Source organism: Blattabacterium cuenoti (genome assembly GCF_014251795.1).
GTDB lineage: Bacteria > Bacteroidota > Bacteroidia > Flavobacteriales > Blattabacteriaceae > Blattabacterium > Blattabacterium cuenoti_AB.
Window position 1 is genome coordinate 50,885 of the sequence record NZ_CP059201.1, and the last position, 23,967, is coordinate 74,851.

The window sequence follows — 23,967 nt, forward strand, 5'->3', positions numbered from 1 at the left end:
GTATGAATGATAGATATTCTTTTCTAAATACCTTCCATTTTAAACATATAGAATTCCTATACAAAAAATACAAAGAAGATCCTAATTCAATAGAATCAAGTTGGAGTGCTTTTTTTCATGGATTTGATTTTGGAAAAGAAAACTATAAAATAAAAAATGAAATTAATAAAAAAGAATTTTTAGTATATAATTTAATTCACAATTATAGAAAAAGAGGTCATTTTTTCACGAATACAAATCCTATAAAAAAGAAAAAAAAACATTTTCCTTCTTTAGATTTAAAAAATTTTGGATTATCTGAAAAAGAATTAGATATATATTTTGAAATTGGAAAGATAATAGGATTAGGAAAAACTTCATTAAAAAATATAATTAATCGTTTAGAAAAAATTTATTGTGGATCGATAGGAATCGAATATATGTACATTTCTAATCCAGAAAAAATTCAATGGATTGAAAAATGGTTTTATGAAGAAAAAATCGAATTTTCTACAGAAGAGAAAAAATTTTTTTTGAAAAAATTAAATGAGGCTATTGCATTTGAAAATTTTATTCACAATAGGTTTGTAGGACAAAAAAGATTTTCTATAGAAGGAAATGAATCTGCATTACCTGCATTGGAAGAAATGATAGCATATGCATCTGAAAAATATCTAACTGAAGATTTTATAATTGGAATGTCACATAGAGGTCGTATTAACATCCTTTCTAATTTCTTTAAAAAAAATTATTCTCAAATATTTATCGAGTTCCAAGGAAAAAAATATAAAGAAAAAAATTTTTCTGGCGATGTGAAATATCATTTAGGATTTTCTAAAAAAAGAAAAACTAGAAAAGGAAAATATGTTAAAATGAATTTAGTTCCTAATCCTTCTCATTTGGAATCTGTTGATGCCATTGTAGAAGGAATCACACGTGCTAAAATAGATATTGTTTATAATAGAAACGTTAATTCTGAAAAAATTATTCCTATTCTGATTCATGGAGACGCAGCATTGTCCGGTCAAGGAATTGTGTATGAAGTGCTTCAGTTATCTAAATTAAAAGGATATAAAACAGGAGGAACAATTCATATTGTAATAAATAACCAAATAGGATTTACCACGAATTACACTGAAGGTCGTTCTAGTATATATTGTACTGATGTAGCTAAAACTATTATGGCCCCAGTATTACATGTTAATGCAGATGATGTAGAATCTGTTGTACGCGCAATCTATTTTGCGGTAGATTTTAGAATGCATTATCATGAAGATGTATTCATAGATCTATTGGGATATAGAAAATATGGACATAATGAAGGAGACGAACCTAGATTTACTCAACCTTCTTTATATAAAACTATATCGAAACATCCTAATTCCTACAATTTATACAGAAAAAAATTAGAAAAAGAAAAAATTATTAATAATAATGATGTAAAAAATATGGAAAAAGAATATGAAAATATTCTTGATACGAAATATCGTGAATCAAATAATATTAAGTGGAACGTATTAAATTCTTTTTTAGAAGAAGAATGGAAAGATTTTCCTATAATCAAAGAAAAAGTTTTGGAAGAAATAGATACGCGATTTTCTTTTGAAAAAATTATAAGAATATCTAATCAAATTTTTTCTCTTCCTAAGAATAAAAAATTTTTTAAAAAAACAGAATTTATTTTTCAAAAGAGATTAGATATGATTAAAAAGGAATTGGTGGACTGGAGTATGGCAGAATTACTGTCTTATGGAACGCTTTTATATGAAGGAATTCATATTCGTTTATCAGGAGAAGATGTAGCAAGAGGTACATTTTCTCAACGTCATGCTGTAATAAAAACAGAAGAAGAAGAAGAAATTATTCTTCTTAATCAAATCTGTACAAAACAAGGGAAAATTCAAATTTTTAATTCTCCTCTTTCAGAATATGGAGTTTTGGGTTTTGATTATGGATATGCTATGTATTCCCCTCATGTTTTAACTTTATGGGAAGCTCAATTCGGAGATTTTGTTAATGGAGGACAAATTATAATAGATCAATATATTTCTTCTGGAGAAGAAAAATGGAAAATTAGAAATGGAATTGTCTTACTATTGCCTCATGGATATGAAGGACAAGGACCAGAACATTCTTCTGCACGTATTGAACGATATTTACAACTTTGTGCTAATAATAATTTGTTCGTAGTTAATTGCAGTACTCCAAGTAATTTTTATCATCTAATTAGAAGACAAATGAAATTAAAATATAGAAAGCCTCTTATAATTTTTACTCCTAAAAGTTTACTTAGAAATCCTAAATGTTTATCTACAATAAAAGATCTTTCTACAGGTTTATTTCAGGAAATATTAGATGATCCTTATGTAAAAGATGTAAAAAGAATTACAAAATTAATTTTTTGTTCTGGTAAAATATATTATGATTTGTTAAATCAAAAAGAATCTATTAAAGATGAAAAAACTGCATTAATTCGCATAGAACAAATTTATCCATTGAAAACAGAAAAAATACAAAGAATTATAGAAAAATATAAGAATCAAAAAAAAATTTTTTGGGTACAAGAAGAACCAGAAAATATGGGATTATGGAGTTTTATTTTGAGAAAATTAGGAAAAGTCATCTCATTTAATTTAATATCTCCATCTGAAAGTTCTAGTCCATCTACAGGATCTTATCTGGATTTTTTAATGATCCAAAAAAAAATTTTAAAAAAAGCTTTTTTTTGAAAAATTATAATTATTTAAAATGATAACAAAGATCAAAGTTCCGTCTCCAGGAGAATCAATTACAGAAGTTGAAATTTCTGCATGGCTTGTAAAAAATGGAGATTATGTTAATAAAGGTCAAATAATAGCAGAAATAGATTCAGATAAAGCTACTTTGGAAATTTCTGCAAAAGAAAGTGGAAAAATAACTTTAATGGTGGAAAAAGGTGAAAAAATCAAAATTGGAGATGTTTTATGTTTAATCGATTCTTCTCAAGAAAAAAAAGAAATAAAAGAAAAAATCGATCATGAACATCATATTGAAAAGATACCTTCTCCAGCTTCAAAAAAAATTTTGAAAGAAAAAAATATTTCTATCGAATCTATTCAAGGGACTGGAAAACATGGGAGAATTACAAAAAAAGATTGCATTTTACATTTAGAGGAAAAAAAAACTCCTTTTATTTCTAATGTGAATAGGTCTGTTACAACAACAATGTATAGATCAAAAAAAATAACACCTCTTTCTTCTTTAAGAAGAAAAATTTCAGAAAGATTAGTTTATGTAAAAAATCAAACTGCTTCTCTTACTACATTTAATGAAGTAAATATGCTAGAAATTCTTATGATCAGAAAAAAATACAAAGATATTTTTAAGAAGAAACATGGAGTTAACTTAGGTTTTATGTCTTTTTTTACTCTTTCCTGTGTAAGAGCTCTTAAGCTTTATCCAGATATTAATGCTATGATCAATGGAGAAGAAAAAATTAATTTTGAATATTATGATATTAGTATTGCTATATCTGGTCCTAAAGGATTAATGGTGCCTGTAATTAGAAATGCTGAACATTTATCATTTCGTGGAATAGAACAAGAAATATATAAATTATCCACACGAGTTCATAATGGAACAATATCTATAGATGATATGACAGGTGGAACTTTTACTATTACTAATGGAGGTGTTTTTGGTTCAATGTTATCCACTCCGATTATAAACCCACCACAAAGCGCAATATTAGGAATGCATAAAATTATGGAAAGACCTGTTGTTGTTAATGGATCTATTGAAATACAGCCAATGATGTATTTGGCTTTATCTTATGATCATAGAATAATTGATGGAAAAGAATCTGTAGGTTTTTTAGTTTCTGTAAAAGAAGCAATAGAAGATCCTATCAAATTCTTTATGGAAGGAAATGAAGAAAATATTTCTAAAATATTAGAATTGTAAGGTAAAATTGAATATGAGGAAAATTGTTATTATTTTTTTCTCCTTTATTCTTTTATTAGAAGGGCTGAATAACCAAGAACCTAATTTTAATAAAGAAAAATTAAAAAAAAAAGAAAAAGAAAATGAATCTGATTCTATAAAATCACCTATTCCTATTAATGTTATTTTTATGTTACCTTTATTTTTTAGTTATACAGATATAAACAATAAGAGACTTAGCGATCAAGCTTTATCCTTTTATTCTGGAGCTAAAATTGCTGTTGATTTTTTGAACCCACAGCAAAAAATCAATATGAAAATATTTGATACAAAAAATGAAAAGAAAAGAATCATAAATTTTATACATTCATATAATTTATCTAAAATTCATGCGATTATAGGCCCTTTTTTTCGTTCTTCTTTAGAAGAACTTGCTATAAATAATAAAAAAATACCCATTATTTCTCCTTTTATATCTTCTGATTCTTTAAATTCTTATCCTAATATTGTTCAAGCAGAAGTAAAAGATATTCATTTAGCAGAACCTATTTTGGAAGAAATAAAGATTGGTTATAAAAAGAAAAAAATAAAAACTCTGTATATTTTCGGAGAAGATCCATCAAAAAAAATAATAAGCTTTATACAAAAAAAATTATTACAATGGAATCTTAATTTCCAAGTTTTTCATTTTAAGAATGATTTTTCTCATACTTTTATAAAAAAAACACCTTTTTTTGTCATTTTTTTAGGAGAAAATTTTTCTTTAGGAAAAAAATTTATTGATTTTATTAAAAAATTTACAAATAAAAAAATTATTCCTTTTGGCATCGGTTATAATAACGTTTATTATAAAAATATTTCCTTATTGAAGGAATATAAATTTTTATTTACAACAAAATATCATTTTAACAATGATGATGAAAATAAAAGAAAAATGTTCTTTTTACTTAAGAAAAAACTTGGGTCTCATTTAAATAAATATCAATTACTAGGATTTGATTTATCTTATGATATATTGTGTAGACTTATTGAGAATAAGAATTTGTTGAAAATTATAGATAAAAAAAATTTTTCAGGATTAATAAGTAAATATCAGTACGAAAAAATCTCTGATCAAGAAGGATATATTAATAAAGGATTATGGATTATTCGTTTGCATTAAAATTCCTTTCTAATGTAAGGATTAGTTCTGTTTACATTTCCTATTTTTTTCATTTGTATTTTTATAATTTGAATTTGATCATGCAATAAACCGGAAATATCCATTTTTTTTGCTTCTGATAATAAAAACTCAGCTCTTTTCTTATTTCCCTTTGATAAAGATGCTATTGCCAAATTCAATTTGGCAATAGCTATGTTTTGCTTGAATTTGAGTCCTAAATCTAAAGCTTTTTGCATATAATTTTCTGATTGAAAAATATTATTTTCTGAATACAAAATTCCATTTAAAAAATAATAATAAGCCATTTGATTTTTAGTTAATTGCAATTTAGGATTCTTGACGCATCTTAAATATTTTTTGAATCCTTTCATATCTTTTTTTTGTATTTTAAAAAAAGCTAATAATAAAAACTCATTTTTAAAAATGAAAAAAATAGGAAAAAAACTTAATAAAAGAGAAATATATCCACATAAATAATTCCTGTGAAAAAATGAAAAAATAGATACAAAAAAAATAAATAAAAATAATATCATTTTTGAATATTTACTCATGGTTCAAATTTTCATATGTTTTTCTTCAATCCAGTTAATTAAATCTTGATAGTTTAAATCATTCAAAGTATGTCCACATTCATATTCTTTGTAATATAAAGAAAGTATTTTTTTATGTTTTAAAAATTTCAGGCCTTTTTTTACCCAATTAATAGGAATTATAGGATCATATTTTCCATGAGATATAAAGAAGTCCAAATCTGTATAATGATCTATTTTTTCTGGTAAAAGATTATTTTCTAAATATCCACTTAAAGCAATTACTTTTTTTATTTTATCAGAATTTTTCAAAGCAATGGCATAGCTTAAAATAGCTCCTTGGCTGAACCCACATATCCATACTGGATTTTTTTTAAGTTGATATTCTTTTATGGCTTCATCTATAAAAAATGATATTTTTTCGATGGTATTTTTGGCTTGTATTAAATTAATAAATTTTTTTTTATCATCGAAATCTATATCATACCAAGAATACTTGTCTTCTCCAAGACAATGAAAGCCTTGAATACTAATTATAAAGAAATCCTCAGGAAGATCTTTTTCAAAAGAAAAAAGATCCTTTTCATTACTTCCATATCCATGAATCATTAAGAATAATGTATTCTCCTGTTTATTTTTACTTGTGTTTACGGATTTTTTTATTATATGTTTAATAGAAAGTTGTTTTTTTAAAAGCATAAAATATTTTTATCTATTCATTTTTTGCACTTTTCCATTTTCTATTTTGATTTTTTCATCAGCCATATTTGCTAATTGCAAATTGTGAGTAACAATTAAAAAAGTTTGTTTAAATTTATAATTAAGTAAAGAAAAAAAATTATGTAATTTATCCGCATTTTTTTCATCTAAATTTCCGGAAGGCTCATCTGCAAAAATAATTTTTGGATCATTAATCAAAGCTCTTGCTACAGATAATCTCTGTTTTTGTCCTCCAGACAATTCGTCTATTTTTGAATTTTCATATTTATATATATTTAATTTTTTTAATAAATTCTTAGCTTTTTTTTTCACATATTCTTTATTTTTGTTATTTATAAAACCTGGTAAACAAATATTTTCTAGTGCAGTGAATTCTGGAAAAAGTTGAGGAGTTTGAAATATAAAACCTATTTTTTGATTTCTTAAAATAGAAAGTTCTCCATCTGTCATAGACAACACATCCTTTTCATTAATCTTTAAAATCGTTTTTATTTTTTTCTTGGTAGTCGGTTTTTCTAAAGTTCCTAAAATATGCAACAAAGTACTTTTACCTGCTCCAGATTCACCTAAAATACAAACCATACTACCTTTTTTTACCATTATGTTCACCCCTTTTAAAATTTCGTCTTTTCCAAAATTTTTGTAAATATTTTTAGCCTGAATCATTTTTTCGTAAATTTATAAAATTCTCATAAAATCAAAAACTAAAATCAAAAATAAACGAATTTTAGTTAAGAATTGATTTTTAAAATTATTTTCAATGAATTTATATGAATACCAAGGTCGAGAAATATTGAATCTTTTCTCTATTCAAGTTCCTTATGGAATGCTTGCTACTTCTCCAGAAGAGGCTGTAAATGTTGCTAAAATGATTTTTAAAAAAACTAAAAAAAAATCTTTAGTTATTAAAGCTCAAATTCATGCTGGAGGAAGAGGAAAGGCTGGAGGTATTCAAATAGCAAAAAATTTGAATGAAGTATACGAAAAATCGAAAAAAATTTTAGGAAAATATTTAATAACTCCACAAACTTCTAAAGAAGGAAAATTAGTTAAAAAAATATTGTTATCTGAAGATGTTTATTTTTCAGAATTAAGTCTTCCTGCAGAATATTATTTATCCATCTTATTAAATCGAGAGATAGAAAAAAATATAATTCTTTATTCTAAAGAAGGAGGAATCAATATAGAAGATTTTTCCAAAAAAAATCCAGATAAAATCTATACAGAAACAATAGATCCGATATTAGGACTTCAATTGTTTCAAATAAGAAAAATAGGATTTAATTTAGGAATGCACAATAATAGTTCTTTGAAAAATTTTTGTATTTTTTTATCCTCACTTTACAAAGCTTATATATCTCATGATGCTTTATTACTGGAAATAAATCCTTTAATAAAAACATATGATAATAAAATTATACCAGTTGATATCAAAATAATTTTGGATAATAATGCTTTGTTTCGTCATAAAAAATACAATTCAATGCATGATCGAAATGATATGAATACGATTGAAAAAGAAGCTTATGAAGCTAAATTAAATTTTCTAAAATTAGAAGGAAATGTTGGATGTATGGTGAATGGGGCTGGATTAGCAATGGCTACTATGGATATGATTAAATCTTGTGGAGGTATACCAGCTAATTTTCTAGATATAGGAGGTTCTGCTGATACAGAACGTGTGGAAAAAGCTTTTCGTTTAATATTAAAGGATAAATCTGTAAAAACAATATTAATCAATATATTTGGAGGAATTGTACGTTGTGATACGGTAGCTGAGGGAATCATAAATTATTGTTCTAAAATTAAACAGGATATTGAAATCCCTGTGGTTGTTCGTTTGCAAGGAACAAATGAAGAAATTGCGAAACAATTGATTAAAAAAAGTTCGTTGCCTATTTATTCAACTGATTCTTTAAGAGAAGCCGCTGAAAAAATTCAAGAAATTCTGCTGCATTTGAGATAAGATTTGTTTTATGGATAAAATTTTTTCTTTGCTTTCTGAAAAATATAAACCTATAAAGTGGAACGAAATAATAGGGCAAAAAGATACAATTTTTATCTTAAAAAAAGCAATCAAAGAAAATCGTTTATCTCAAATTTTGTTTTTTCTTGGCCCAAAAGGTGTAGGAAAAAATACATGTGCACAAATTTTATCAAATGAATTAAATTCTTTTTCAGAATTTGAAGATGATTCTTCGAACAGATTTGAGATTAATGGATTTTTTTCATTAGAATATATTTATAAAATTACTAATAAATTTCGTTTTACTCCTAAAATTGGGAAATATTATGTGCTCATAATTCACAATATACATATATTCTTAAAATATTTTTTTGAGTTTTTTATCAAATTTACAAAAAATAAATACCCACACATATTATTTATTTTTTGTGGTTCTGAAGAAAAAGAAATTCCTAAATTGATTTTATCACGTTGTCAAGTTTATGAATTTCAAAGTATTTGTACAAAAGAAATCTTTTTCCATTTAAAAATGATTGCAGAAAAAGAAAATATAGAAATAGAAAATGAAACATTATTTATTTTATCCAAACATGCTAGAGGATCTATCAGTCAAGCTCTTTATTTATTTGATAAATTAATTATACATAATGAAAAAAAAATATCAAAAGAACTTCTTATCAAAAAGTTAAGAATTATTGATATTCAATATTATTTTAAAATAGTTGATTATCTTTTAGAAAAAAAGATACACAAAATATTTATTTTTTTAAATAAAATTTTAAAAGAAAAAATTAATTATTGTGACCTAATAATAGGTTTAACTAAACATTTCAGAAATTTATTTCTATCTAAAAATCATGAAACAATTTCTATCTTAAAATTTAAAAAAGATATAATCTATTCTTATATTGCACAATCAAAAAAAATATCTATCATTTTTTTGATGAATGCTTTAAGCATTTGTCTTCGTTTGAAAAACGAATGTGAAAAATTCAATAAAAATCATAAATTAATAATCGAAATTTACCTAATAAGATTGGCTTATTTACTTGATATTTATAAAAATAAAAATTTTATTTCTACTAAAGTGGAAGAAAAAAAAAAATGAAAAATTTTTCAATTATCAGGATCATGAAAAAATTCAATTTTTACATAAAAGTTGGATAAAATTTGTGCATAAATTTTCTAAAAATTTAAATCCTGTTGATTTATATTTTTTTAAAAATGAAATCAAATTTAGTATAGAAAAAAATAAAATTTTTTTTGTTATTCCATATGAATTAAAAAATCGTGATTTTTTAATAATTCAAACAAATTTTGTAAAATATTTTAAAAAAAAATTATATATAAAACTTGAAATAGTGAAAAGAAATTCAAATACAATAAAAAAATATAATCTTTTATATAAAAAAAATAAATTAATAGAAACATTAATAGAACGATTGAACTTGAAAAATTCTTGTTCTGAAATAACAAAAAATATTTTTAATGATTTTAATTTATGATTTATAATTATTCGTCAAACAATAGAAAAAAATTTTTTTTCTCTTCTACTTATTCCGATGAAGATATTGAAAATGATAGTTCTACTTCTTCTTATGGATCTGGAGGAAGTGGAACAGGTTCTAGTTATTATGGAGGGGGAGGGGGCACTCAAAAAAGTAGAACTCCTATTTTAGATAACTTTGGAAGAGATTTAAATTCTATAGCTATGGAAGGAAAATTAGATCCAGTAGTAGGTAGAGATAAGGAGGTTGAACGTGTATCTCAAATATTGAGTAGAAGAAAAAAAAATAATCCTCTTCTTATAGGAGAACCTGGTGTAGGAAAATCAGCTATTGCGGAGGGATTAGCATTACGTATTGTACAAAAAAAAGTCTCTAGAGTATTATACAATAAAAGAGTAATTGTATTAGATTTAGCAAGTTTAGTTGCTGGAACTAAATATAGAGGACAGTTTGAAGAAAGAATAAAAGCCATTATAAATGAATCAGAAAAAAATTCAGGTTTAATTTTATTTATAGATGAAATTCATACCATGATTGGAGCAGGAGGTACTACAGGTTCATTAGATGCTTCTAACATATTTAAACCAGCTTTAGCAAAAGGTGATATTCAATGTATTGGAGCAACAACGCTCAACGAATATAGACAGTATATAGAAAAAGATGGAGCTTTGGAAAGAAGATTTCAAAAAATTATAGTACAACCTTCTTCTGAAAAAGAAACTATAGAAATTTTAAAAAAAATAAAAGGAAAATATGAAAGTCATCATAACGTTATTTATACAGAAGAAGCGATAAAAGCTTGTGTATATCTTAGTGTTCGATATATTGTAGATCGTTTCTTACCGGATAAAGCAATAGATGCATTAGATGAATCAGGATCCCGTGTTCATATTAAAAACATAAAAGTTCCACAAGAAATCGTCATCTTAGAAAAAGAATTAGAAAGTATTCGAAAAGAGAAATCTAAAGTTGTAAAAAGTCAAAAATATGAAGAAGCGGCACGTTTACGTGATACAGAAAAACGTATAGAGAAAAAATTAATTAAAGCTCAAAAAGAATGGGAAGAATCTTCAAAGAAAAATAAAGAAATTGTATCTGAAGAAAATGTTGAAGAAGTAGTCTCTATGATGAGTGGAGTTCCAGTCAATAAAATAGCTCAAGCTGAAATGAAAAAATTGAGCAAAATGATAGATAGATTAAAAGAAAAAATAGTAGGACAAGATGAAGCTATAGAAAAAATCGTCAAAGCAGTTCAAAGAAATAAAACTGGTTTAAAAGATCCTAATTCACCTATAGGTTCTTTCATCTTTTTAGGACAAACAGGAGTAGGAAAAACTTATTTGGCAAAAATTTTTGCTCAGGAATTATTCGATTCAGAAGAATCATTAATTCGTATAGATATGAGTGAATACATGGAAAAATTTTCTGTATCTAGATTGATAGGTGCACCTCCAGGTTATGTTGGCTATGAAGAAGGAGGACAGTTAACGGAAATTATACGTCGTAAACCTTATTCCGTAATATTATTAGATGAAATAGAAAAAGCTCATCATGAAGTATTTAATATTTTACTACAAATGTTAGATTATGGATGTGTAACAGATAGTGTTGGAAGAAAAATAAATTTTAAAAATACCGTAATTATTTGTACTTCAAATACGGGAACACAACGATTAAAAGAATTTGGTCAAGGAATAGGTTTTCACACTAAAGCAAGAAAATTAAATAATTACATTAAAAATGTATTAGAACAATCTTTGAAACGAACCTTTTCTCCTGAATTTTTAAATAGAATAGATGACATTATTATTTTTAATTCTTTAACAAAAGAAGATATATCGAAAATCACTTGTATTGAATTAAAAAAAATAGTTTTTCATATGAAGAATTTAGGGTATGAATTGGTATTATTTCCTGAAGTTATAGATTTTATTAAAGAGAAAGGATTTGATCAAGAACATGGAGCACGTCCTTTAAAAAGAGTAATAGAAAGATTTATAAAAAATCCTATATCAGAATATATAATTCATGAAAAATTGAAAAAAAAAGATAAAATTTCATTAAAAATGAATAAAAATAATGATGATGTTGAAGCATTTATTTCCGAATAAGTAAATGAATCTTATTTCAAATAAAATAAAAATTATTGAAAAAATATTAAATTTTTTATATCCTAATGCGAACAGCTCTCTGTATTATATTAACGAATATACTTTGCTTATATCCATAATATTAACATCTCAAAGTAAAGAAGAAAGAGTCAATAAAATAACGAAAATTTTATTTAAAAAAATAAAAACACCTATAGATGTAGTTCACTTTTCCATTGAAAAAATAAAAAATTTTATAAAAAACATTGGACTTTATAATATCAAATCTAAGAATATTTATAATTTATCCCTTTTATTAATAAAAAAATATAACGGAATAATTCCGAAAACTATTTCGGAATTAGAATCTTTACCAGGAGTAGGACATAAAACCGCATCTGTTTTTTTATCTCATGTATCTAATGAATTTGTATTTCCAGTAGATACTCATATTCATCGAATGATGTTTCGTTGGAAAATAAGTAATGGAAAAAATGTAAAACAAACAGAAAAAGATGCAAAACGTGCTTTTAAAAAAAAGAATTGGAAAAAATTACATTTTCAAATTATTTCTTATGCTAAAGAATATTCTCCTTCTAAAAAATGGGATCCAAAAAAAGATATTATATATCAAGAATTATTCAATAATAATTTGTTATAATTAAAAAGGTAAATCATCAAAATCATCAGAAGATAAAGAGGAAGAAGAAATAGGGTTTTTATTTGAAGTTTCTGGAGTTTTTGTTAAATTAGAATAATGTTCTATTTTCCAACCTTGAATAGAATTAAAATATCTGATTTTTCCTTCAGAATTTGTCCATTCTCTACCTCTAATATTGATAAAAATTTTTATTTTATCTTTTGGTTTTATATTCTCTAATAAATCTACTTTAGATTGAACAAATTCAATCAATATATTTTGAGAATAAGGCTCTTCAGTTGTTAAAACTATTTCTCTTTTTTGAAATCCGCTATCAAATTTTTGAATATCAAAAAGTTTTTTAACTATTCCTATGATTTCCATGAAATTTAAAATTTATTTTTTTTTATTATTGTTCTTTTTTTTAAGACTTTCTCCAATTTGATTAGAAACACTAAAAGAAGTGATCATATTATTTAACATTTCGCTAGCCAATCCTGGGGAATTAGGTAATAAAATTAAATTAGTATTCCCACTTTCTCCCATAGATTGAATAGTATCATAATGTTGTGTTACCACAATTAAAGCAGATGCCTCTTGTGAATTAATTCCTACATTATTTAAAACTTCAACAGATTCTAAAATACCTCTTGCTATTTCTCTACGTTGATCTGCTGTTCCTTTTCCTTGTAATTTTTTACTTTCAGCTTCTGCTTTTGCTTTAGCTACAATCTTAATTCTTTCAGCTTCTGCTTGATATTCAGCTGCAACTTTTTCTCTTTCAGCTGTATTGATACGATTCATAGCTTGCTTAACTTGTTCATCTGGATCAAGATCTGTAACCAATGCTTTAATTATTGAATATCCATAATCTAACATAGATCCTTCCAATTCTCCTTTAACAGCAAGAGCTATATGATCTTTTCGTTCGAAAACATCATCTAAACGCATTTTTGGAACTTCTGCTCTAACTACATCAAATATATAAGAATTGATCTGAGCATGAGAATTATCTAATTTATAAAAAGCTTCATATACTTTATCTTTAATGACTTGAAATTGAACTGATACTTTTACTTTAACAAAAACATTATCTTTTGTTTTTGTATCTACTAATACATCTAGTTGTTGAATTTTTAATGTAAGCTTCCCTATTATATTATCTATATAAGGAAACTTAAAATTTAATCCAGCATAACGAATACTATGAAATTTTCCCATTCTTTCAATAATAGCTGCCGTTTCTTGATTCACTATAAAAATAAAACTAGAAAGAAAAGATAAAATTAAAAGAACCAATATTCCATAAAATAAAAAACTTAAAATATCCATATAAAAAAATTTATAATAATCCTAATTCTAAACGAGCTTCTTCACTCATAAATTCTTTACACCAAGGTGGATCAAACGTTAAAATTACATCTACTTCTTTTACTTCTTGTATAGATTGGACTTTTTCTTTTACTTCCAATGGTAAACTTTCTGCTACAGGACAATTAGGTGTAGTTAAAGTCATTATGATTTTAACTTTATTTTTTCCAAAAACTTTCACATCGTAAATCAGACCTAATTCATAAATATCTACTGAAATTTCTGGATCATATATACTTTTTAATACAGAAATAATACGTTCTTCCAACGAAGAAGAATAATCTTGATTCATTTTTCTTTCTTTATTAAAGAACCAAATTGATCAAAATAACGGATAGGATATCCTAACTTTTTTATTTTAGGTACCACATCACTAGCTTTTCCAACAATTATTATTCTACCATTTTTTGTGAAAAAAAATTTTCTGCATGATTCATAAATATCATTTATAGTAACTGATTCGATTTTATTTAAATAATTTTTATAAAATCCATTTGGAAGATTGTTTTTTAATTCACATATGAAAAGATCACTAATTCGATTAGGATCTTCAAAATCGAGTATAAACTGCCCACTGATTTCTTTTTTCTTAATATTTAATTCTTCTAAAGAAATTTTATTTTCCGTTATTTTCACAATTTCTTTTATAATGTCTTTTATAACTTTTTCTGTTACTTCATTTCTGACCTGAGTATAAACTGAGAAGTACCCAATATTTTTATCAGATTTCAAAATAGAATAAGCTCCATATGTATAAGCTTTTTTTTCTCTAAGATTTAAAAACAAACGACTTTGAGGCCCTCCTCCTAAGATACCATTTGCTAATATGGAAGAAAAATATTCAGGATCACTTTTTTTAAAACAAACTGGTCCTCCAAAACAAATAGTAGATTGAGTTAAAGAAGGAATATCCACTATATCTATTTCTATTTTAGATGGAATCACATATTCTTTTACAATAGGATCATCTATCTCATATTTTTTTTCCCACTTAGAAAAATAAAGATCACACAACTTTTCTGCTTCTTTTTGAGATATATCTCCTATGAAAGAAAGATAGGATTTATTTGGTATATAATATTTATCATACAATTTTTTCAAATCATAAAGAGTAATATTTTTAATTGTATCACGAGTTTCGTATTCTCCATAAGGATGATTTTTACCAAAATATAAAACATTGCGTACTCGTTGTAAAATAGCATTTGAATCTTTTTCAGAAAGATCAATATCTGTAATTCTTTGTTTAATTATTTTATCTAATTCTTTAGAATTATCAAATTTGCTATTCATTAAAATATCGCTCATTATAGATACAGATTTATCCAAATATTTTTTCATCGTGAAGATAGATATTTCTGAGAAAGAAGTATATAAACTACATCCCATGTAATCAATCATATCGTCTAATTTTTCTTTAGAATAATTTTTCGTTCCGGAACGAATCATTTGACCAAAAACTTTTTTTGTTCCAGCCTTATTTTTCTCTAAAAAAGGTTTACAATCTAATTCTAAACCAATTCTAACCAAAGGAAGTTTATGATTTTCTACTACTAAAACTTTTAATCCATTTTTCATTTGAAAAAATTTAGGTTTTTCAATATTGATTGTGGTTTTTCTTTTTAGAGATTTAGGCGGTATATTCCTATTAAATGTATAAGCGAACATAATTATTGTATGAAATAAAATTATTACAGTAAAGACTATTTTTGTTAAAAACTTATTAAAGTTATTTTTTATCGTTTTCTGGAATATCATATAAACGAACTCTATTATTTTTATTTAAATATTTATTAGCAACTCTTTTTATATCTTCTATCGTTATTTTCTTATATACTTCTAGATCAGTATTAATTAAATTAGCATGATGATAATACAAATAATAATGAGACAAATTTGCTGTTATTCCACTCATAGAATAATTATCTGAAATAAATTTTTTTTCAAAATAATTTCTTTGTTTTTCTAATTCATATGGTGTAATTCCTTCCTTTTTTAGAAGGTCTATTTCTTCATCAATTATTTTTGTTAATTCATCTAATGTGACTCCAGGATTTACTAATCCATATATAATAAAAATACCATAATCTTCCATTGTGTCTAAGAATGATCCTGCATAAGAAGCTATTTGTCTTTTGTTTACAATATTTCTCATAATTCTAGAACTTTCTCCAGAAGATAATACGTGATCAATGAATTTTAATATATAAGAATCTTTGCTTGTTAGTTTTGGTACTCTATAAGATAAAAATACTCCAGGTACTTTAGTATTTTTATCTACATAAGTAAAAAATATTTCTTTCTTGATAGGTTCTTCTTCTATCTTTTTCATTCCAAAATTCATTTTCCCTTTAGGAATAGGTGAAAAATATTGTCTAATCAATCTTCTAGCTTCATTCATATCGAAATCACCTGATATAACTAAAACAGCATTATTAGGAACATAGTAAGTTTTATAAAATTCTTTATAATCTTTTTCTGTAGCGTTATCTAAATCTTGATCAAATCCAATAATTGGATATTTATATGGATGTTTTTTAAATAATAAAGAAGGAATAATTTCAGTAATTGCTTTTACATATGGCTGATTATCTACTCGCATTTTCTTTTCTTCTTTTACTACTTCTCTTTGTATATTAATACTTTCTTCATCCACCTTAGCATGAAGCATTCTTTCTGACTCTAACCACAAAGCTAGTGGTAGACGATCAGATGGTAATATCTCATAGTAACAAGTTTCATCATGATTTGTATAAGCATTATTTTTACCTCCATTGGAAGCTATATATTTAAAATATTCTCCTTTTTTCACATTTTTTGATCCTTCAAACATAAGATGTTCGAAAAAATGAGCAAATCCAGATTTACCAGGTGTTTCGTTTTTACTACCTACATGGTATAAAACTGAAATAGAAACTAAAGGATGAGTCTGATCTTGATGCAAAATCACATGCAATCCATTTGATAATTTTTCTTCGAAAAATTTAATTTTATAATCAGAGTTTTTAGAACTCGAAAAATTTAATACCATAATTATTAATAAAAAAAAATAAATTCTATTCATGTAATGCAACAAAGTTAGTTAAAAATTAACAGAAGAAATTTACGAATTTTTTTTATCCAAAAAAACGGTATTTTTTTCTTTTATTCTATTTTTGTTGTATAAATAATTATGAATTCATTATAAATAATTAGATTTAGGAGTATGAGAAAAATTTTGTTTTTTATTTTCATCTTTTCTTTTTTAGGAAATGTAAAATTTCTCAAATCTGCTAATATAAAAGGAGATGTTGAAAATGGAATCCAACTTTTTAAAAAAAATTGCACAGCATGCCATTCTATAGAATTAGAAAAAAAAATGATAGGACCTCCTTTACAAGGAGTTACTGAAAAGAGAAGTCGTAAATGGTTACATCAATGGATTAAAAATAATAAATCTCTAAGAAAAAGTGGAGATCAAGAAGCTCTAGCTATTTATAAAGAATATGGAAATGTGGAAATGAATTCATTTCCACATTTATCAGATCAACAGATAGATGATATATTATTTTTCATACAAAATCCAGATTTAATAAAAAAAAAAGAAAATAAGGAAAATCATGAAATCAATAATTATGATCATGAAAATGATAAAGAAGAAAAACAATTCTTAATCAAACTAATTATTTTTTTTCTTGTCATTCTATCTTTTATTTTATTTTGGATTCTATATAAAATACAAATTTTAATTAAGTTAATAAATACAAATGAAAACGAGACTAAAATTTCTATTTTTAGTAAAAAAAATTTTATAACAAATGTTTTATATAATAAAATATTAGGAAATAAAAAAAGAAAATGGTACTTGTTTTCTTGTTTCACAGGATTTTTTTTACTATCAAGTATATATGGAATATGGGATTTTTTAATGAAAATAGATGTTAATAAAGGATATAAACCTGATCAACCTATTTATTTTTCTCACAAAATTCATTCTGAAATTAATAAAATTGATTGTCAATATTGTCATTTTTCTGCAAAATATGGGAAAGTATCTGGTATTCCTTCAGCTAATGTTTGCATGAATTGTCATATTACTATTAACGAGTATAATGGAGATTATTTGGAAAAAGGAAAAAGTAGAGATGAATATAATAGAGAAATACAAAAAATATATCATTCTGTAGGATGGAATCCAGAAACGAGAAAATACTCTAAAAAAATTCATCCTATTCAATGGATACGTATTCATAATATGCCTGATTTCGTCTATTTTGATCATTCTCAACATATTATCACAGGAGAAGAAAAAATTAAGAAATTAAGGAAAGTAGATTTAGTTTGTAATGCTTGTCATGGAGAAGTTCAAAAAATGGATACAGTAGAAATGTCTAATGATTTTACCATGGAATGGTGTATATCTTGTCATAAAGAAGTGGAAATCAATAATAAAAATCAATATTATAAAGAATATTTTAAAAAAAGAAAAAATAAAATAACTGTTGATATGATTGGAGGGACTGAATGTGCAAAATGTCATTATTGAAAATGAAAGAGATTAATAAAACTATTATGAAATCAAATAAAGAAAAAAAAACATTAGATAATTATAATCCCGTCAAATATCTTATGAAAGGAAAAACATCTAGACGGGATTTCCTTAAGTGGATAGGGTTTAGCACGGCTTCAGTAACTTTAGCAGCTTGTAAAGGTCCAGTTATCAAATCTATTCCTTATGTGGTTAAACCAGATGAAATTACTCCAGGAATCCCTAATTATTATGCATCAACTATGATTGATTCTTTTGATATAGGAAGTGTATTGGTGAAAACAAGAGAAGGTCGTCCTATAAAAATAGAACCTAATTCTTATTCTAAATATTTTAATAAAACCTCTGCTAGAATACAATCTTCTTTATTATCTCTTTATGATGAGGAAAGATTAAAGAGTCCTTTTTTAAAAGGAAAAAAAAGTTCCTGGAAAGAAATAGACAATTATATTATTCAAAATTTAAAATATTTATCTCAAACAAAAAAAAATATAGTTATTCTCTCTTGTTCTTTTCCAAGTTTTTCTACAAAAAAATTGATTCTTGATTTTAAAAAAAAATTTCCTTATACAAAATGGATCACATATGATCCTATTTCATACTCCAAAACATTAGATGCTTCAAAAGAAATATTTGGAATTCGTGGATTTCCCATTTTTCATTTAGAAAAATCAGAATTAATAGTTTCATTCGATGCTGATTTTTTAGGAGATTGGAGTCCAGAAAATATGGCTAAATCTTATGTTTCAAACAGAGTCCCTAAAAAAGGAATGATGCAACATATTCAAATAGAAAGTAATATGACGATAACTGGAGCAAATGCAGATGTTCGTATTTCTAAAAAACCTTCTGATATAAAAAAACTGTTGCTTGAAGTTTTTCAAAAAATTTTTTTTGGTAAAAATCCAAAAAATAAAATATCTGAAAAAATAGCTTCACTAATAACAAAAATGGGATCTAAAAGCGTTATTCTTGCAGATGGAGATCAAGAGTCTTATGAATTATCTTTTCTAATCAACAAAAAAATTAATAGTCTGGCTTTACAAAAAGACAAGTATATTTTTTCGAAAGAAAGTAATGATAATGAATTTAAAAATTTTTTGATAGATTTAGAAAGAGGTCATATTGGAGGTTTATTTATTCACAATGTAAATCCCATTTACAGTCTTCCATTCTCTATTTCAGAAAAAATAAAAAGAATTATAAAAAAAATACCTTTAACTGTTTCTTTTTCTATGAATAAAGATGAAACCAATGAAATAATAAATGTACTAGCTCCTATTCCTCATTGGTTAGAAAGTTGGGGCGATACTTATCCTATTTCTAACGTTTACACATTAATTCAACCTACTATTCAATGTATTTTCAATACAAGGCAATTTCAAGATTCTTTAATGATTTGGAGTGAAATGAAAGAAAAGAATTATTACGAATATTTGAAAAAAACTTGGGAGAAAAATATTATACCAAAATCTAATGTTTCTTCTTTTAATGAAGCTTTATTTTATGGAGTGGTAAAAACAAAAAAAAACAAAATTAATAATTTTCCAATAAAAAATAATCAGAATAAAATACAAGAATATGGAAAAAAAATAATTGAAAAGAAAAAAATAGAAAATAATTTTGAACTTAGATTATACACAAAAATCAGCATGGGAGACGGATATCAACATAATAATCCTTGGCTACAAGAACTTCCTGATCCAATTACGCGTACAACATGGGATAATTATTTAACGATATCATATTTTGATGCAAATAAAATGGGATTAAAAAATTGGAATTCTGTAGATGGATCCTTAAATGGAAACTGCGTTGATTTAATTAAAAATAATGAAATAATAATTAGAAACGTTCCTGTTTTAATTCAACCTGGACAAGCTATTGGCTCCGTAGGATTAGCTTTTGGTTATGGTCAAAAAAAAGGAAAAATACATAAAATAGTTAACGGAAAAAATGCATATAGAATATATGATAATTTCATTCTTATACAAAAAAATATAGAAATAAGAAAAGGAAGTAAAATTCATAAATTCTCTTGTATACAACTACATCACACAACAGTAGGAAGAGATTTAGTAAAAGAAACAGATTTAAACATATTTCTAAATAATTCTAAAGAAATTTGGAATAAAGAAGAAAAAATTGAGGGGACTCTTTCTTCAGAAGAAATTTCGATTTGGAATAAAAAAAATAATAAAGAAGAAAAAAACGGTCACCATTTTAATTTATCTATAGATTTAAATGCTTGTATTGGATGTGGAGCTTGTATTGTAGCATGTCATTCTGAAAATAACGTTCCTGTAGTTGGAAAAAATGAAATAGAAAAATCCAGAGACATGCATTGGTTACGTATAGATAGGTATTATTCTTCAAATAAAAAAAACAATGAAGAAGAAAAAGACATTTATGAAAATCCAAAGGTTGTTTTTCAACCAATCATGTGTCAGCATTGTGAACATGCACCTTGTGAAACCGTATGTCCAGTTGGAGCAACTTCTCATGGAAAACAAGGTCAAAATATGATGGTTTACAATCGGTGTATAGGAACTCGTTATTGTGCAAATAACTGTCCTTATAAAGTCAGACGATTTAATTGGTTTAATTATGCTAATAATCAAAAATTTGATTTTAATATGAATAATACTTTAGGAAAAATGGTACTCAATCCAGACGTGGTTGTGAGAAGCAGAGGTATAATGGAAAAATGTTCTTTATGCATTCAGAGAACACAATATGTGATAGGAATAGCAAAAAAAGAAAACAGAAAAGTCAAAGATGAAGAATTTGAAACGGCTTGCAGTATTTCTTGTCCAACAAAAGCTATCACTTTCGGTGATATTAATGATAATAATAGTCTGATTTTCAAAAAAATCAATAATAATAGATCTTACAAACTTTTAGATTTTATAGGAATCAGACCTAATGTATCTTATCAATTAAAAGTGAGAAATAATAAAAAAAATGAAATAGACAAACTGAAATAGTATGTTAAATCATTATGAATCACCTATAAGAAAACCCTTAATTTTAGGAAAAAAAACATTAAAAAATATCACGGATGATATATTCAATCCTATAAAAAATAAAGCTGGAAACCTATGGTGGTTCTCTTTATTTATTTCTATTTTAGCTTTTTTATGGGGATTAGGATGTATTCTATACACAATTATGACAGGTATAGGTGTATGGGGTTTAAATAGAACAATTAATTGGGCTTGGGATATTACAAATTTTGTTTGGTGGGTTGGAATTGGTCATGCTGGAACTTTAATTTCAGCTGTATTATTGCTTTTCCGTCAAAAATGGCGTTTATCTATTAATCGTTCAGCAGAAGCAATGACTATTTTTGCAGTAATCCAAGCTGGATTATTTCCCATAATTCATATGGGAAGACCATGGAATGCCCATTGGGTTTTGCCTATTCCAAATCAGTTTGGAACTCTATGGCCAAATTTTAATTCTCCATTATTGTGGGATGTTTTTGCGATAAGTACTTATTTTTCAGTGTCTACAATTTTTTGGTTCATGGGATTGATTCCAGACTTTGCAATGATACGAGACCGTATTTCAGATCCTTTTCAAAAAAAAATTTATAGTATTCTTAGTTTTGGATGGGGAGGGACATCAAAAGACTGGCAAAGATTTGAAGAAATTTCCTTAATTTTAGCAGGTTTATGTACTCCATTGGTCTTCTCTGTTCATACCATAGTTTCTTTTGATTTTTCTACTTCTGTAATTAAAGGTTGGCATAGTACAATATTTCCTCCTTATTTTGTAGCAGGAGCTATATTTTCTGGTTTTGCTATGGTACAAACTTTATTAGGCGTCGCGAGAAAAGTTCTTTCTTTAGAGAATTATATTACAAGAACTCATATAGAATACATGAATATGATTATATTATTAACAGGAGGAATTGTTTTATTAGCTTATATTTCAGAATTTATTCTTGCTTGGTACTCAGGAAATCCTTTCGAAAAATTTATTTATTTTTCTATAGAAGCATCTAAGGGTCCATTTTGGTGGGCTTTTTGGGCTTTGATTATTTGTAATATTATTATTCCTCAATTTTTATGGATTAAATCTGTGCGAAGAAGTTTTTTTTGGTCTTATGTTATCGCCATAATCATCAATATTGGAATGTGGTTTGAAAGATTTGATATTATTGTTTTGAATCTCAGCCATGATTATCTCCCTTCTTCTTGGACTGGTTTTCTCCCTTCATTTGTAGATGTAGGAATATTTGTAGGAACTATTGGATTATTTTTTATTCTGTATTTATTATATATACGTGTTTTTCCTGTTATTTCACAATCTGAATTAAAAACAATCTTGAAATCTGATAAAAAATAATGAAATGAATAATATGTATTGTATCCATGCATTATATAATAATGATAAGACGATGATCAATAGTATTAAAACTATACAGTATCATAATTATAACATACATGAAGTTTATTCTCCTTTTCCTATTCACACTTTGACTAAAGTATTAAAACTAAAAAAAACAAATTTATCTTTTTTATCTTTTATATATGGATTGTTAGGTTTTTTTATAGCTTGTGTATTAACTTGGTATACTATGATTTTTGATTGGCCTCAAAATATTGGAGGAAAACCTTCTTTTTCTTGGATTAGAAATGTTCCTTCTTTCATTCCTGTTATATTTGAATTATCAATTTTTTTTTCTGCACATTTTATGTGTATAAATTATTTAATTCAATGTAGATTATTTCCAGGACGAAAACAAAAAAATCCGGATCCAAGAACTACTGATCATATGTTTTTAATAGAGATTATGACTAAAACTAATGATAAAAAATTAGTAAATCTATTAAAAGAAAATGGAGCGACAGAGGTTTTAATAAAAAAATGTTAAATCTAATTATGTATTATTATGATTATAAATAGATATTTATATATTTTAATATTAATGTTTTTTTTGGAATCGTGTTGGTTTGATAAAACCCAACCTAATATTGTGTATATGCCTGATATGTATTACTCAGATGCGTATGAACCTTATTCAGATCCTAATTTCAATCATAATAAAGAAATCAAAAAGATTGAAATACCCTTTTTTTCAAAAGGAAAGACTTCTTCATTATTACCAGTAAAAGGAACTGTATCTAGAAATCATTCATTTTCTAATTTAATAGATGTCAAAAATAAAGGATTTAATGATTTCAAAAATATAACTCAAAATCCACTGTACATATACAACAAAGAAAAAAAAGAAATTTCAATAAAAAAAGGAGAAAAATTATATCAAATCAATTGTTCTATATGTCATGGAAAAAATGGAGATGGAAATGGAGAATTGGTAAAAAATGAAAAAATTTTTGGAATTCCTAATTATAAAGATAGAGATATTACTATTGGTAGTATTTACTATGTTGTTACCTATGGTAAAAATAACATGAACTCTTATGTTTCACAATTAAATGAAATAGATAGATGGAGAGTATCAGAATATGTTATGTTTTTAAAAAATAAGTAAGCATGTATCAATTATCAAAAATAAATAAAAAAATTTTTTTTATAATAAT

Annotated in this window: 21 protein-coding genes; 13 read left to right on the forward strand and 8 right to left on the reverse strand. The window is 25.3% G+C overall.

The window, feature by feature from the left end; genetic code table 11:
- Positions 1-2 precede the first annotated feature (2 nt).
- Genes H0H55_RS00220 through H0H55_RS00230 form a run of 3 tightly spaced genes read left to right on the forward strand, consistent with a single transcriptional unit; the run spans position 3 to position 5,062 of the window.
- The gene (locus H0H55_RS00220; protein ID WP_185861308.1) at positions 3-2,708 is read left to right on the forward strand and encodes a 2-oxoglutarate dehydrogenase E1 component; all 2,706 of its coding nucleotides are present in this window, start codon (positions 3-5) and stop codon (positions 2,706-2,708) included.
- 19 nt (positions 2,709-2,727) lie between these two features.
- Positions 2,728-3,921 (forward strand): 2-oxoglutarate dehydrogenase complex dihydrolipoyllysine-residue succinyltransferase, encoded by a 1,194-nt coding sequence (odhB, locus tag H0H55_RS00225; RefSeq protein ID WP_185861309.1) that lies wholly within the window; start codon positions 2,728-2,730, stop codon positions 3,919-3,921.
- Between the two features lie 13 nt (positions 3,922-3,934).
- Positions 3,935-5,062 carry a type 1 periplasmic-binding domain-containing protein gene (locus tag H0H55_RS00230; protein ID WP_185861310.1) on the forward strand — a complete coding sequence of 376 codons (1,128 nt, stop codon included), beginning with the start codon at positions 3,935-3,937 and terminating at the stop codon, positions 5,060-5,062.
- Here the strand turns inward: H0H55_RS00230 and H0H55_RS00235 are convergent.
- The 3 genes from H0H55_RS00235 to H0H55_RS00245 are packed head-to-tail and all read right to left on the reverse strand — an operon-like array spanning position 5,059 to position 6,978.
- Positions 5,059-5,613, reverse strand: a complete 555-nt coding sequence (locus tag H0H55_RS00235) for a tetratricopeptide repeat protein (RefSeq protein ID WP_185861311.1) — start codon at positions 5,611-5,613, stop codon at positions 5,059-5,061. The two genes, H0H55_RS00230 and H0H55_RS00235, sit on opposite strands and share 4 nt — an antisense overlap.
- 3 nt (positions 5,614-5,616) lie before the next feature.
- Entirely contained in the window at positions 5,617-6,291 is a 675-nt protein-coding gene (locus tag H0H55_RS00240; protein ID WP_185861312.1) for an alpha/beta hydrolase, read from the reverse strand.
- Between the two features lie 9 nt (positions 6,292-6,300).
- Positions 6,301-6,978 carry an ABC transporter ATP-binding protein gene (locus tag H0H55_RS00245; RefSeq protein WP_185861313.1) on the reverse strand — a complete coding sequence of 226 codons (678 nt, stop codon included), beginning with the start codon at positions 6,976-6,978 and terminating at the stop codon, positions 6,301-6,303.
- A 94-nt stretch (positions 6,979-7,072) separates the two neighbouring features.
- Here H0H55_RS00245 and sucC point away from each other — a divergent pair, with 94 nt between their 5' ends.
- The 5 genes from sucC (at position 7,073) to H0H55_RS00265 (ending at position 12,537) form a co-directional block, all read left to right on the forward strand.
- Positions 7,073-8,278 carry an ADP-forming succinate--CoA ligase subunit beta gene (gene sucC / locus H0H55_RS00250; RefSeq protein WP_185861314.1) on the forward strand — a complete coding sequence of 402 codons (1,206 nt, stop codon included), beginning with the start codon at positions 7,073-7,075 and terminating at the stop codon, positions 8,276-8,278.
- A gap of 10 nt (positions 8,279-8,288) precedes the next feature.
- Positions 8,289-9,386 carry a hypothetical protein gene (locus H0H55_RS00255; protein WP_238784166.1) on the forward strand — a complete coding sequence of 366 codons (1,098 nt, stop codon included), beginning with the start codon at positions 8,289-8,291 and terminating at the stop codon, positions 9,384-9,386.
- Positions 9,387-9,450: 64 nt separating this feature from the next.
- The gene (locus H0H55_RS03090; RefSeq protein WP_238784167.1) at positions 9,451-9,783 is read left to right on the forward strand and encodes a hypothetical protein; all 333 of its coding nucleotides are present in this window, start codon (positions 9,451-9,453) and stop codon (positions 9,781-9,783) included.
- Positions 9,780-11,897: an ATP-dependent Clp protease ATP-binding subunit gene (locus H0H55_RS00260; protein ID WP_185861315.1), complete on the forward strand. Its 2,118-nt coding sequence runs from the start codon at positions 9,780-9,782 to the stop codon at positions 11,895-11,897. Before H0H55_RS03090 ends, H0H55_RS00260 begins: the two co-directional genes overlap by 4 nt.
- 4 nt (positions 11,898-11,901) lie before the next feature.
- On the forward strand, positions 11,902-12,537 hold the full coding sequence (locus H0H55_RS00265; protein WP_185861316.1) for an endonuclease III domain-containing protein: 636 nt from the start codon (positions 11,902-11,904) through the stop codon (positions 12,535-12,537).
- Here the strand turns inward: H0H55_RS00265 and H0H55_RS00270 are convergent, their stop codons facing one another.
- The 5 genes from H0H55_RS00270 to H0H55_RS00290 form a co-directional block, all read right to left on the reverse strand.
- A complete protein-coding gene (locus tag H0H55_RS00270) occupies positions 12,538-12,900 on the reverse strand; it encodes a DUF3127 domain-containing protein (RefSeq protein WP_185861317.1) in 363 nt (120 codons plus the stop codon).
- Between the two features lie 12 nt (positions 12,901-12,912).
- Positions 12,913-13,848: an SPFH domain-containing protein gene (locus H0H55_RS00275; RefSeq protein WP_185861318.1), complete on the reverse strand. Its 936-nt coding sequence runs from the start codon at positions 13,846-13,848 to the stop codon at positions 12,913-12,915.
- Between the two features lie 10 nt (positions 13,849-13,858).
- Positions 13,859-14,179 (reverse strand): iron-sulfur cluster assembly protein, encoded by a 321-nt coding sequence (locus tag H0H55_RS00280; RefSeq protein ID WP_185861319.1) that lies wholly within the window; start codon positions 14,177-14,179, stop codon positions 13,859-13,861.
- A complete protein-coding gene (locus H0H55_RS00285; RefSeq protein ID WP_185861320.1) occupies positions 14,176-15,555 on the reverse strand; it encodes a M16 family metallopeptidase in 1,380 nt (459 codons plus the stop codon). The genes H0H55_RS00280 and H0H55_RS00285 overlap by 4 nt, the downstream gene beginning before the upstream one ends.
- Positions 15,556-15,616: 61 nt before the next feature.
- Positions 15,617-16,918 (reverse strand): M16 family metallopeptidase, encoded by a 1,302-nt coding sequence (locus tag H0H55_RS00290; RefSeq protein WP_238784168.1) that lies wholly within the window; start codon positions 16,916-16,918, stop codon positions 15,617-15,619.
- A gap of 174 nt (positions 16,919-17,092) precedes the next feature.
- Here H0H55_RS00290 and H0H55_RS00295 point away from each other — a divergent pair, with 174 nt between their 5' ends.
- The 5 genes from H0H55_RS00295 to H0H55_RS00315 are packed head-to-tail and all read left to right on the forward strand — an operon-like array spanning position 17,093 to position 23,918.
- Positions 17,093-18,412, forward strand: coding sequence for a c-type cytochrome (locus H0H55_RS00295; protein WP_185861322.1), 1,320 nt, complete (start codon positions 17,093-17,095; stop codon positions 18,410-18,412).
- A 2-nt stretch (positions 18,413-18,414) separates the two neighbouring features.
- Entirely contained in the window at positions 18,415-21,402 is a 2,988-nt protein-coding gene (locus tag H0H55_RS00300) for a 4Fe-4S dicluster domain-containing protein (RefSeq protein WP_394798762.1), read from the forward strand.
- 1 nt (position 21,403) lies between these two features.
- Positions 21,404-22,768 (forward strand): NrfD/PsrC family molybdoenzyme membrane anchor subunit, encoded by a 1,365-nt coding sequence (nrfD, locus tag H0H55_RS00305; protein ID WP_185861323.1) that lies wholly within the window; start codon positions 21,404-21,406, stop codon positions 22,766-22,768.
- A 52-nt stretch (positions 22,769-22,820) separates the two neighbouring features.
- The gene (locus tag H0H55_RS00310; protein ID WP_394798763.1) at positions 22,821-23,297 is read left to right on the forward strand and encodes a DUF3341 domain-containing protein; all 477 of its coding nucleotides are present in this window, start codon (positions 22,821-22,823) and stop codon (positions 23,295-23,297) included.
- A 21-nt stretch (positions 23,298-23,318) separates the two neighbouring features.
- Complete coding sequence (locus tag H0H55_RS00315; RefSeq protein ID WP_185861549.1) at positions 23,319-23,918, forward strand: c-type cytochrome; 600 nt, start codon at positions 23,319-23,321, stop codon at positions 23,916-23,918.
- Positions 23,919-23,967 lie beyond the last annotated feature (49 nt).